Annotated in this window: 10 protein-coding genes; 8 read left to right on the top strand and 2 right to left on the bottom strand. The window is 36.2% G+C overall.

Translation table 11 applies throughout. From position 1 onward, the window contains the following. The first annotated feature begins 199 nt into the window (after positions 1–199). The 3 genes from FHL05_RS05380 to FHL05_RS05370 all read left to right on the top strand — a co-directional run bounded on the left by FHL05_RS05380 (position 200) and on the right by FHL05_RS05370 (position 3335). Positions 200–1828, top strand: coding sequence for an APC family permease (locus tag FHL05_RS05380; protein WP_162000224.1), 1629 nt, complete (start codon positions 200–202; stop codon positions 1826–1828). A 115-nt stretch (positions 1829–1943) separates the two neighbouring features. After that, positions 1944–2483 carry a DUF1836 domain-containing protein gene (locus FHL05_RS05375; protein WP_153384777.1) on the top strand — a complete coding sequence of 180 codons (540 nt, stop codon included), beginning with the start codon at positions 1944–1946 and terminating at the stop codon, positions 2481–2483. A gap of 3 nt (positions 2484–2486) precedes the next feature. After that, positions 2487–3335, top strand: a complete 849-nt coding sequence (locus tag FHL05_RS05370) for a DegV family protein (protein WP_153522213.1) — start codon at positions 2487–2489, stop codon at positions 3333–3335. A 358-nt stretch (positions 3336–3693) separates the two neighbouring features. Here the strand turns inward: FHL05_RS05370 and FHL05_RS05365 are convergent, their stop codons facing one another. Then, entirely contained in the window at positions 3694–6018 is a 2325-nt protein-coding gene (locus FHL05_RS05365) for an ABC transporter ATP-binding protein/permease (RefSeq protein WP_153384775.1), read from the bottom strand. 187 nt (positions 6019–6205) lie between these two features. Here FHL05_RS05365 and FHL05_RS05360 point away from each other — a divergent pair, with 187 nt between their 5' ends. The 3 genes from FHL05_RS05360 (at position 6206) to FHL05_RS05350 (ending at position 8994) form a co-directional block, all read left to right on the top strand. Continuing rightward, entirely contained in the window at positions 6206–6757 is a 552-nt protein-coding gene (locus tag FHL05_RS05360) for a TetR/AcrR family transcriptional regulator (protein ID WP_153384774.1), read from the top strand. Positions 6758–7062: 305 nt separating this feature from the next. Further along, entirely contained in the window at positions 7063–8295 is a 1233-nt protein-coding gene (gene codA / locus FHL05_RS05355) for a cytosine deaminase (RefSeq protein ID WP_153384773.1), read from the top strand. Positions 8296–8310: 15 nt separating this feature from the next. After that, positions 8311–8994 carry a GTP pyrophosphokinase gene (locus FHL05_RS05350; RefSeq protein ID WP_153384772.1) on the top strand — a complete coding sequence of 228 codons (684 nt, stop codon included), beginning with the start codon at positions 8311–8313 and terminating at the stop codon, positions 8992–8994. Between the two features lie 69 nt (positions 8995–9063). Here FHL05_RS05350 and FHL05_RS05345 read toward each other — a convergent pair whose 3' ends face one another. Beyond that, positions 9064–9609 carry a GNAT family N-acetyltransferase gene (locus tag FHL05_RS05345; protein ID WP_153384771.1) on the bottom strand — a complete coding sequence of 182 codons (546 nt, stop codon included), beginning with the start codon at positions 9607–9609 and terminating at the stop codon, positions 9064–9066. 241 nt (positions 9610–9850) lie between these two features. On the opposite strand from FHL05_RS05345, the gene FHL05_RS05340 reads away from it, so the two are divergent. Together FHL05_RS05340 and FHL05_RS05335 are read left to right on the top strand one after the other, a co-directional pair. After that, entirely contained in the window at positions 9851–11500 is a 1650-nt protein-coding gene (locus tag FHL05_RS05340) for an alpha,alpha-phosphotrehalase (RefSeq protein ID WP_153384869.1), read from the top strand. Positions 11501–11571: 71 nt separating this feature from the next. After that, entirely contained in the window at positions 11572–12303 is a 732-nt protein-coding gene (locus FHL05_RS05335; protein ID WP_153384770.1) for a GntR family transcriptional regulator, read from the top strand. Positions 12304–12486: the final 183 nt, after the last annotated feature.

The following is a 12486-nucleotide window of genomic DNA, read 5'->3' as shown; positions in this document are numbered from 1 at the left end:
CGAGTTGCTAACTTTCCAAATTGTACACTAAAAGGTCAATCGTTACGGTTGCGGTCATGTCGGGGAAGTAAGCGCTTGAATTTATTTATATTTTTAAATCATTTTTTAATTAATTCGCCGAAAAGTATTGTATATTTGATGTAACCATTAGGTGTAATAAATTAAGAAAGTACGATTTATTTTCACTGAGGAAAACGCCATGACAGATTTGGGAACAGAAAAGAAATATATTAGCTGGCCGGTATTGGCCCTGATGGATTTTGTAACAGTGGTTGGATTCGATGATCTAACTTACAATTTCCAAAACCAAGGGATGGGTGTCATTACATCCTGGATAATTATGATCCTGTTGTATGTTGTTCCGTACTCGTTGATGGTTGGGCAGTTGGGCTCAACCTTTGATGACGATGGTGGAGGATTAACATCATGGGTCAGAGAAACAAGTGGAGAGTTCTTAGGCTACTTTGCTGCTTGGACATATTGGGCTGCATCCATTCCGTATGTTGTGGATACCGCTAATACAATTGCCGTTGCACTAGGTTGGGTCGTATATGGGAATTCCAAATTGCAAACGCAGATGTCGAATAGCCATTTCGCTTTATTTACGTTGCTGATTTTTGTGTTCTTTATTTTTATACAGTCGCGTTTCGAGCGCTCACTTGAAATATTAAGTACCATTGGTGGAATTGCCATGTTTGGGATGACCGTCTTATTTGTTATCATGACAGTCACAGCACTATCCATGGGTGGTCACATTGCCACGAAGCCACTGACATTGCATACGATTGTACCAACGTTTAATTTGCACTATTTAACAACCTTAGGCTTCCTGATTTTTGCCATCAACGGTGCCGAAAGAATAGCGCCATTTGTTACTAAGATGCGCAATCCTAATCGAGATTTCCCTAAGGCAATGATTATGTTGTCAGTGATGACCGGATTTTTGACAATCTTTGGATCATTTTCACTGGGGGTATTTTTCAATGCCTACCATTTGCCAGATGACTTGAAGATAAATGGTTCATATTATGCCTTTCAAGCATTAGGACAGAGATTTAACATTGGCAATACCTTGATGTACCTGTTTGCTTTCACAGAAATCTTCTATTTAGCAGCGTTACTGGCTGTTTTGTTGAACGCCATGACGAGAATGCTGATTTCTGATACTGGCAATAAGTACATGCCACAATTTTTGAGAAAGACTAATTCAGCGGGCTTGCCAATCAACGGCTATCTGCTGACGGTTGGTCTGAGCGCTTTTATCATGTTTTTGGGGATATTATTGCCGAACATGAAAGATATATTTAATTGGTTATTGAATTTAAATGGAATTATTTCGCCGGGAGTTACTTGTTGGATTTTTTGGTCCTTTATCAAGGTTAGAATGAATGATGATAAATACCATTCAGGATATGTTTATATTAAGAATAAGACGATGTCTCTAGCAGTTGGTTGGTGGTGTCTGATTTTGACTGGTGTTGCCACGATTGCTGCAATTGGGCCACAAGATGTGCCCTTTGGTTCGTCGATGTGGTGGTATGAATTAGTAATCAACTTTGTTGCGATTATCGTTTTAGTCGGACTAGGTTTTATACTTCCATATATTACTAAACGGGAGAGACGCAGTCAGACTGGCACAGCCTTTACTAGAGGTCAAAGTATCGGTATCTGGGTTGCCGTTTTAGGAACTTTATTAGGAGATTTATATCTAGGAGATACAAATTTCAGTAGTAATATTGGATACATCATATTGTTGACTGGCGCCGGACTAGCGATGATAATAGCTTTAGGTTGGCGAGAGTACGATTCAAAAGAGAGTCTTGAATAATTGGTATTCAAGGCTTTTTTTGTTTCAAATTTACATCTAGTTTTAAAAACTAGTTTGAATAGTTAAAATAACTATGATAAATTATAATAGTAATTACTAAAGGAGAGCGCTTGTTATGGATGAATTGCAAAGCTGGCTAAATAAATTAGAAGAGTACCGTTTACCGAGATTTGAGGAACTGCCTGAATTGGAATTGTACCGTGATCAACTATTAACACTAGTTGATAAGTACGTTGGTCCAGTTTGGCTTGAGGACGGTCCAGTTGTTACAACTTCAATGGTCAATAACTATGTAAAAAATGGCTTATTGCCACATCCTGTTAAGAAGCGCTACACGCGTGAACATTTGGCTTATTTAATAGCCATTACTTTTTTGAAGCAAGTCGTTTCCTTCGACGATATTCAAAGAGGTTTAGAGATTCAAACTAGGTTAAGTGGAGGAATCGATAAGACATATGATTTCTTCTGCGATAAACAAGAAATTGCTTTAAAGATGTTGAATCACCGCGAAGAGAAACAAGCTATTTCAGAAAAGAATCAATCATCAGCTTATTTGATGATTGAAATGGTCACGTTAGCCTTTGCGACAAAATTAGTCACAAAGAAAGTAATTAGAATTGAAAGTAAGAATACTTTAGACGAAAAGAGTAAATAGAAAATGGAAAAGATTGCTGTATTGGTAGACTCTTGTTGTGATTTGCCAAAGGAATATCTTAAAAAAACTGGCGTTTTTGAATTGCCAATGCAAATTGCTTACCATGACAAGACTTATCTTGATCGAGTTGACATTTCGGCTGAAGAAGTTTATCGAAATTTACCAGTAGAAATTCCTAAGACATCTTTGCCTTCAGGAGATTCTATACAAAAAGCACTCGATGAAATTGCTCAAGCAGGTTATACGCACATCTTGTCAATTTCAGTCTCATCAGGATTAAGTGGGACTTTTAACTTTTTAAAAGTCTTCTTAGATGATGATGATCGTTTCACGACTAAATATTTTGATACTAAACAAGTTGCAATTGCTTCAGGTTTAATCGCTGTTGAAGCTAAGAAACAAGTCGATGATGGAAAATCATTTGATGAAATTGCAGCTCATGTTGAAAAAATGATTGCTCACGCAATGGTTTATTTCTGTATTCCAACTTTGACATACTTGAGAGCCGGTGGAAGAATCAGTGCCGTTGCCTCAGCAGTTGGTGGAGTTCTAAAATTAGCACCAATCATAACTTGTAAACCAGATGGAACCTATACCATTGCTGCTAAAGCTCGTGGTATGAAAAAAGGTAAAAAGTTGATGCTAGGATATGCGCAAGACTTTCTTGATGAAGGCGACGAATATCTAATCGGAATCGGTCACGGAGACAATGAAGAAGGCGGACTCTCAATGTTAGATTTGTTGCACGAAAATGGCATCAAAGGAAAAAGAGAGTTCATCGAACAAGTAGGCCCAGCCCTTGGAGTTCACACGGGACCCGGATTGATTGGGATAGCTGTGGTCAAAATCTAGAGAGGGCGGAGCAAGGGCGTTCAGCTTCCGGAGCCTAAGACAATTTCACAGATTGGCTGCGGAGCAGACGATATGGGAAATAGCCTTAGGTGCAGAGAGTTGCCCCACTGTAACTCGTTTCGGAAGTTAACCACAATCCCAAGGTTTAAACGTATAAATCTAGGGAATTCAAACATAAAGAAATAAGCACTAAAAAAAGACCAAATCTTGGACTCCAAACATCCAAGTAAAAAAATCTATCATAAACATAAACAAAGAAATAACCCAAAATTCCTCAAAGAATTCAGGGTTATTTTTTTTCACCAAAAAAAAGGACCAACAAATTGAAAATTTGCTAGTCCTTATAATAATTTAAATACTATTCAGAACGAAGTGCAGTTGCAGCATCTTTCTTAGCTGCCATACGAGCAGGAATGTGACCACCAATAACGGTCAAGACCGTGCTGACGATAACTAGAATGATTGCATGGACTGGGTTCAATTGTGAAACGTTCGATAAATCAGTCATATTTTTCAGAATAATATTGATTGGGAAAGTTGCCAGCCAGGCGATGATAACACCTAGCAAACCGGACGTAACACCAAGAATCGTGGTTTCAGCATCGAAGACACGAGTGATATCTTTCTTTCTAGCACCCAGAGCCTTCAAAATACCAATTTCTTTAGTTCTCTCAAGAACGGAAGTATAAGTGATGATGGCAATCATAATCATACTTGTAACTAAGGAAATTCCGGCAAAGGCCACGAGTACGTAAGTGATAGCATCCATCAGGCCACCGGTCAAATTAGATACCTGACCAGCCAAGTCTGTATAAATTACCTTGTCGCTAGCTTTCTTACCTTTATTGTACTTATCAAGATACTTCAAAACTTTGTCTTTGTTTTTAAAGGTATTTGGATAAATTAGAATGCTTGCTGGAGTAGTAGAACCACCTAAGTAACTGACAAGAGATTCTTTAGTGGTATCGTCAGCAGAAGCGCCAGTTAGGACATTTGAATCGCTATTCTTTTGTGCTTTAACGATATCGGAATTCTTATTATTAGCAATGATATTTTGTGTCAATTTATCACTGTAAGCAATTCCTGATGAAAGAATGTTTTCAGATGATTTCGACTTAACTCGTAAAATACCTGAGATTTTAACGGTCGTATTATTGGAGTTATTGTAAAGAGAATCCATGTCAGTATTAGGAGCGTACATGCCAGCACCTAATTGACGATAGTAATCATTGTTGTTAACGATTTTGAATTCTTGACCAACGATTTTGTTGAAGTCAAGCTTTTGACCATCTTTAACTTTCATGCCGATGTTCTTTAAAGCATTGATATTAGTATCGTTATTACGATCTACGATTAAAACGACATCGTTAGCATTTTGAGGCATTGAACCAGAGATAACTTTGTAGTGCTTCTTCAAAAAGTTCTTGCCGTCATTTGAAGTCGATGGGTAGACGGAACCCCCGATACCAGTTGATGAAGACATGGCAGAGGTCATTGTACTTGTTGGACTGGAGCCACTGGTATTAGAGAATTGAGCTGTTTTGACTTTACCATTTATCTTAGTCAAAAGATTCATGCCAGTTGAGTAAGTATAAGTAACATCTTTACTCAATTCAGGGTCGAGTTTTTTGATGTAGTTCAAGTAATTCTTGTTTAATTTATTCGTGTGAGTCGATTTTTCCTGTTGGCTCAATTTAGCGGTAACTTGTTTGGAATTGGATTTCTTAACTTTATCAGTTGAAGGAGCAGTTTGTTTCGAGGCTACTTGAGAAATCGTTACTGGAAATTGCGCCAAAGTATTGCCCTGGGTTTTATCGATTTGTTTTTGGAAACCAGACGATAGAGCTAGAACAATTGCAATACTGATGATACCGATACTGGAAGCGAAAGCCGTTAAAGCGGTTCGCGCTTTTTTAGTCTTCAAGTTAGTGAAGGATAGTTTTAAGGCTGTCCAAAAAGTCATCTTAGTTTTCTTAAGCTCAAAATTATCCTTTGATTCATCTTCAGTGTATGGATTTGAATCGTTGAGAATCTTACCATCGGCAAAATTGATAATTCGATCGGCGTATTCATTAGCTAAAGTTGGGTTATGAGTAACCATAACAACGAGTCGTTCTTTGGATAATTCCTTGATTAGCTTCATGATTTGTTCACTAGTTTCAGTATCTAGGGCACCAGTTGGCTCATCACAAAGTAAGATGGAAGGATTATTAGCAATAGCACGGGCGATGGCAACACGTTGCAGTTGTCCACCAGATAGTTGGTTAGGCTTCTTGTTGATATGTGGACCTAAGCCAACTCTTTCCAAAGCTTCACGTGCTTTTTGCGTTTTCTCTTCATTAGGAACGCCACTTAGGGTCATTCCCAATTCGACGTTGTCGAGAATGCTTAAGTGACCGATAACGTTGTAACTTTGGAAGATGAAACCAACTGAATTGTTACGATAAGCGTCCCAGTCAGACTCCGAAAAGTCCTTAGTCGACTTGCCATCAATTACTAAGTCACCAGAATCGTAAATGTCTAAGCCACCAACTCCGTTTAGCAAGGTTGTTTTACCAGAACCACTAGGTCCTAGGATAGCAACGAATTCTTGCTCACGAAAGGAGACAGAAACGTCATCCAATGCTTTAGTAACGGAATCGCCAACGTAATAATATTTTTTAATATGTTTTAATTCCAGCATTTATTTAATCCTCTTATTTATTATTTATAGATATTTTAACAGACAGTTTGTTACACTGTCATTATTGCAACACTATGTTTAATATAATAATAATTTTGAGAATAACGTGCAATCGTCAATCTGAGACAAGCTGTTTTTAAAACAACACTTAAGATATTTTTGTTGCATAAGAAAATGAGGTTTACCTATGGTTGGAATCAAAAATAATCGCCGCACCAAATATACTAAAGAAATTATTCAAAAAACTGTTTTAGATCAGTTGCAAGAAAAACCGATTGATGCAATTACAGTGACTGATATTTGTAAAAAAGCTGATATCAATCGAACCACCTTCTATCGTTATTACGATGATATTTATGATTGCGTCGATACGATTGAAGATAAGTTTGTCGACACAATTGAGTTGCCAAAAGATTCAACGCCATTCAAATCTTTAGAGAAATTACTGGAAGCATTTTATAAAAATCATCAGATCAGCAACTTAGTTTTTGTTGAGGGTAGAACTAGATTGCTGGAAAAAATGCATCAAGTGATGTCGCCTGGAGACAAAGAAATGTCCAATTTTGATGAGTACCAAGGGACTTACATAATGCTTGGAATGCAAGGAATTATGAAACGTTGGGTAAAAAATGGTATGAAAGAAACCCCTTATCAATTGACAAAAATAATTGAAAAGGTCTTGTTTGCCGATGAATTGCGAGCTGCTAGAGATAATCTTAAAGAAAAACAATCTCAATAAATCAGACATTTGTGATTTCTATGATGTTTGATTTATTTTGAAGAGTTTTCGCCTGATGAAATATTGATTAGATGTAGAATAGACATAATGACGATTTTAGTTAGTAATTAATATAGAAGAAACTAGAATTGTCTTATTCCTTTATTAGCATGAAAAGGGAATACAACGTAAACTATCGGTTTGAACTCTTATCAAGCTAATAGGATTATTTTTGATAAATCTAGTCGTGAGTCAATAATAAGTAAATTTGGCAACGTCAACTAAGAAATTGTATACTATATCAAAATTCAGAGGAGCAAAGCGTAATGTTATTACAACAAGTCAAAATTCAAAATCAAGCGCCACAAGATATCAGAGTTGAAGATGGAAAATTTGTCGAAATAGCTGATCATATTGAGCCTAAGGAAAATGAAGAGGTCATTGTAGGTCACGATAGATTATTGTTGCCACCATTTGTTGATCCACATGTTCACTTAGATTCGACTTTAACTGCTGGTCAACCTGAGTGGAATGAAAATGGAACTTTGTTTGATGGAATTCGTATTTGGACAGAACGCAAAAAAGAACTGACATATCAAGATGTCAAAAAAAGAGCTACTTTAGCTTTGAAGATGCAAGCCAGTCATGGAATCCAATTCGTTCGGTCACATGTTGACGTGACTGACCCAAGTCTGAAAGCTCTAAAAGCTTTGATCGATGTGCGTGAAAATGTTAAAGATTGGATGACTTTACAACTAGTCGCATTTCCTCAAGAAGGTATCTTGTCTTATCCTAACGGCAAGGAATTGATGGAAAAAGCTGTTAAATTAGGTGTTGATGTTGTGGGAGCTATTCCACATTATGAATTCAATCGGGAATATTCAGTCGAATCATTGCGTTTTGCAATGGATCTTGCTCAAAAAAATGATTTGTTATTCGATGCTCACACTGATGAAATTGACGATCCTGCATCCAGAAGTCTTGAAACGATTGCTACAATTGCCTACGAGAGCGGTATGGGAGACAAAGTGACCGCTTCACATACAACTGCGATGGGTTCATATAACGATGCTTATATGTATAAATTGATGCGCTTATTGAAGATGTCAAAGATGAACTTTATTTCTAACCCATTGGTCAATATGTACTTGGGTGGACGCTTCGATACTTATCCAAAGCGTCGTGGTCTAACGCGTGTCAAAGAGTTGACGGAAAATGGCATTAATGTTGGTTTTGGTGAAGATGACATCAAAGATCCATGGTATCCAATGGGTAACGGCAATATGTTCGATGTTTTGACAGAAGGATTGCACGCTACGCAAATGATGGGTCACCAACAAATTATGGATTCGTACAAATTCATCACTCTCAATAGTGCCAAAATCATGCACGTTGAAAAAGAATATGGAATTGAAGTTGGCAAGCCTGCTAATTTTGTCTTGTTAAATGGGCACAATTTCTATGATGTTTTGAACAAGCGTTCAGAAATTTTACTTTCAGTCCATAATGGTAAGGTGATTGGCAAAACTAAACCCGCCGAAACTGAACTGTATATTTAGTTAAAGGATGGAGAAATGATACTAGAAAGACCCAATGCGATAAATCTAAAATCATTACAAACAGAACTAGGCGATATTGAAAATCGGCCTAACGTTGAAGAATTGTCAAAAATGATTAAAATGTATCAATTGTATCAAGCTGGAGAAAAAGAAATTAGCACCAAATTGGAAAATTTAGATTCAGAATTTCAAGTCAATTTCGATTACAATCCCATTCACCATATGGAATCACGAATGAAGCGTATTCCCAGTCTGCTGAAGAAAGCTCAAAGAAAGGGTTATGAGTTAACAACTGAAAGTATCAAGGCTAATATTTATGATATTGCTGGAATTAGAGTCATTACTAATTACATCGACGACATTTATAAAATTGAAAAGATGTTAACTAGTCAATCAGATATCACGCTTTTAAGACGCAAGGATTATCTGAAGCATCCTAAAGACAGTGGCTATCGTAGTTTACACATTGTCATTAAAGTTCCCGTTTTCCAATCGCATGGTCCGATTGATGTCCCCGTTGAAGTTCAGATTAGAACCGTTGGCATGGATATGTGGGCTAGCTTGGAGCATAAATTGCGCTACAAAACTGATGCTGACAGTAAATTGGTAGATAAATACGGTCAACAATTAAAAAACTATTCTGATGAATTAGAAAATATCGAACGTGGGATGCAAGATATTCACAAAAATTTAATTTAATATTTAATTTAATATAGAACAAAAATAGTCCGACTAACTCAAAATTGAATTAGTCGGACTATTTTTACCTTAAACGGCTCGTTGTTGCTTATTATCATTTAACCAATCTGCTTTAGTAAGTTCATAAGCCATGACTTTTATTTCAACTCCATCATCTGGTGAAACAAAAGTTTCAATTGAGCCCAAATCTCTCATACCCATCTTAAGCATAACTTTGCCCGAGTTAGGATTAAGATTTGCATAATGAGCCTCAATTTTATCGAGATTCAAGACTTCAAAACCATATTGCATCATGGCATTGCCAACCTCTGCTACATAACCGTGACCCCAAGCTTTTTTACTCAAAGCATAAGTTAAGATGCCGACGTTATTTTCGGGATGGAATTCATAAAATCCAATAACTTCATTAGTAGCTTTTTCTTCAATGGCAAATGAAGTCTGTTGTTCTTTTAAGAAATGTTCTTCAAATAGTTTTGTGAAGTTTTCAGATGTCTTAGTATCACGATATCTGACATACTTCATAATTTCTGGATCAAGGATAATTGTTTGTAATTGATCATGATCAGCAGTTTTGAATGGACGAATGATCAATCTGTCTGTAATAATTTGAAGCATGATTTTTATCTCCTATTTTTTGACTAGGCTCTGAATAATAATACAAATTTATAAATATGTAAATTAATTTGTTTTTTAAAATTGAAAATTATTTTTAAGGTGGATATCGCCATTAGGTAGCGTTAAAAGGCGCTTTCATGGATTTTTGACGATTTTAAATGATTGACAGGTGTATAAACATATTATAAGATTATCGCGTTATATGAGGTTTTATCATTATATTGAGGAGTACTAAATGGATATGAAGGAATGGCAAAAAGAAACTGTGTATCAGATTTATCCACGCAGTTTTCAAGATTCAAACGGAGATGGCGTTGGTGATATCAACGGCATTATTTCTCGACTAGATTATTTGAAAAAATTGGGTATTGGTTTGATTTGGTTAACGCCAATGTATCGTTCACCAGGAAATGACAATGGGTACGACATTGCTGACTACTATCAGATCGATCCAGTTTTTGGAACGATGGATGATTTTGAAAGACTGTTGAATGAAGCACATAAACGTGGAATAAAAATCATTATGGACATGGTTTTGAACCACACTTCAAATGAAAACCACTGGTTCCAAGAAGCTTTGAAGTCAAAGGATAATCCTTATCATGACTTCTATATTTGGCGTGATCCCGTTGATGGTCATGAACCAAATAATTGGGTTTCAAAATTCAGTGGCAGTGCCTGGAAGTACGTTCCAAGATTAAACCAGTATTACTTGCATCTTTATGATGTAACGATGCCTGATTTGAACTGGCGTAATGAAAAATTACGTAATAAAATCTTTAAAATGCTTAAATATTGGGCAAATAAAGGTATTGATGGCTTTAGACTTGATGTTATCAATAATATTTCGAAGGATAAGGATTTACCAAACGATACTTTCAAAACTCCTTTAGACGATGGTCGTAATTTTTATACCAATGGACCACACGTTCACGAATATATTCACGAAATGTACGAAAAGGTCTTTGGACCTAATCAATTCGTGACTGTCGGTGAATTATCTTCAACGCCTATTTCAGAAGCTGTTAAGTATACCAATCCTAAACGTCAAGAACTATCAATGGCCTTTACATTCCATCACGTCAAAGTAGATTATACTAACGGTAAGAAGTGGACTTTAGGTCATTATAAGTTAACTGATTTGACTAAAATCTTAAGTGATTGGCAAGTTAAGATGAATCATCAAGGCGGTTGGAATGCGCTATTTTGGAATAATCATGATCAACCTCGCGCGATTTCTCGATTTACCAATGATAGTAAATATCGTGATCAATCAGCTAAATTATTAGCGATGGTCGAATTTGGATTGCAAGGGACGCCTTATATTTATCAAGGTGATGAAATTGCGATGAAGAATGCTTACTTTACTGATATTAGTCAGTATAATGATCATGAATCGATCAATGCTTATGATGAATTGATTCAAAAGGGTGTTGATAAGAGTTTAGCAATTAAAATTTTGCAACAAAAATCTAGGGAAAATGCCCGTTTGCCAATGCAATGGAACTCCAAGCGTTACCATGGCTTTACTAGTGGTCAGCCTTGGTTAAAGCCTGAACATCATGATGACTATTCAGTCGAAAAGGTTCTTAAAATGAAGAACAATGTTTTCAATTTTTATCGAGCTTTGATTTTCCTTCGTAAGAATAAAACTTTGTTGACGAATGGTACTTATAAATTAATTAATTCAAATGATAATAGTGTTTATAGCTATGAAAGAGCTAACAAAAAGGGTAAAATTTTAGTAATGGCTAATTTCACTGACCAAGTACAGGAAAGAAAAATCGCAGCCGGTTTTGATTTGCTTTTAGGAAATTATGAAGGAATTAAACTAAATGATAGAACAGTCACGTTGCGGCCATATGAATCTCTAATGTTAGAGAGTAAGTAAAAAAACACCCTCTGGGTGTTTTTTATCATGGCAGAGGGGAAATTTTTATTAGTGTCAATTGAGGAGAAAAAATGCCAAAGAACTTATATTCAGATATATATCATATTTTAAAGGGCAAAATTGATAGCAACGTTTATCCACCCAAAACAATCTTACCTGGTGAAGAAGATTTATCGGAGCGATTTAGCGTCACTCGCAATACAATTCGTCGTGCTTTGAAAAAACTACAATCAGATGGTTTGGTTTACACTGTTAAGGGTCGTGGAGTCGTAGTTTTGGAACCAATCGTCGACAACCGAGTGATTTTCTCAGCTGCCAATCATTTTGGTTTCCAAGATTTAATGAGTTTTCCACAAAATAAGTTTATTAAAAAATTAACGACAGAGGTTTTGAGATTTGAAGAAGTAGAAATCGATGGTGAACTTTCTAAGCAAACCTCATTTAATGTCGGCGACATAGCATACTTTGTGGAAAGATTACGAATGGTCAATGGCAAGGCAATGGCAATCGATACCAGTTACTTTAGAAAAGACAACATTCCTAATTTAACTTTAGCTGATGCCAAAGGGTCTATCTATCAATATATTCGAGATGAAAAACTCTTTAAAATAGCCGCTGCTCGTTCGGTTGCAACAGTTGAAACTGTTAGTGAGAGAGAAAATGAACTTTTGGATCTCAAAAAAGCCAATTGCGTCGGTGCTTTAAAAAAGTACGTCTACACGGATTTGGGCAGTTTATTTGAATGTACGGAAACAAAATATGTTCCTGATCATTTCTCCTTAGTTGGATTTGAATCATATTAAAATACGTAAAATAAATGGACAAGGTAATCAATTTTGACTACCTTGTCCATTTTTTGGGCTGTACGATAAATAAAGTTGATAGGTATTTTGCCATCAACTTTATTTTTGTATACCATTTATTAGTAATAACCATTTAAGAACACCAAAAAAGGACACCATTCATGCCCTTTAGATGTTCGACCC

This window comes from Companilactobacillus halodurans, from assembly GCF_009600995.1.
Lineage (GTDB): Bacteria > Bacillota > Bacilli > Lactobacillales > Lactobacillaceae > Companilactobacillus > Companilactobacillus halodurans.
This window is presented reverse-complemented; position numbering and strand designations above follow the sequence as displayed.

Excerpts from the sequence above, each read along its gene's own strand:
- FHL05_RS05365 (WP_153384775.1), bottom strand. The coding sequence starts at position 6,018 with ATGCTGGAATTAAAACATATTAAAAAATATTATTACGTTGGCGATTCC.
- FHL05_RS05345 (WP_153384771.1), bottom strand. The coding sequence starts at position 9,609 with ATGCTTCAAATTATTACAGACAGATTGATCATTCGTCCATTCAAAACT.
- FHL05_RS05360 (WP_153384774.1), top strand. The coding sequence starts at position 6,206 with ATGGTTGGAATCAAAAATAATCGCCGCACCAAATATACTAAAGAAATT.
- FHL05_RS05335 (WP_153384770.1), top strand. The coding sequence starts at position 11,572 with ATGCCAAAGAACTTATATTCAGATATATATCATATTTTAAAGGGCAAA.
- FHL05_RS05340 (WP_153384869.1), top strand. The coding sequence starts at position 9,851 with ATGAAGGAATGGCAAAAAGAAACTGTGTATCAGATTTATCCACGCAGT.
- FHL05_RS05350 (WP_153384772.1), top strand. The coding sequence starts at position 8,311 with ATGATACTAGAAAGACCCAATGCGATAAATCTAAAATCATTACAAACA.
- FHL05_RS05375 (WP_153384777.1), top strand. The coding sequence starts at position 1,944 with ATGGATGAATTGCAAAGCTGGCTAAATAAATTAGAAGAGTACCGTTTA.
- FHL05_RS05380 (WP_162000224.1), top strand. The coding sequence starts at position 200 with ATGACAGATTTGGGAACAGAAAAGAAATATATTAGCTGGCCGGTATTG.
- codA (WP_153384773.1), top strand. The coding sequence starts at position 7,063 with ATGTTATTACAACAAGTCAAAATTCAAAATCAAGCGCCACAAGATATC.
- FHL05_RS05370 (WP_153522213.1), top strand. The coding sequence starts at position 2,487 with ATGGAAAAGATTGCTGTATTGGTAGACTCTTGTTGTGATTTGCCAAAG.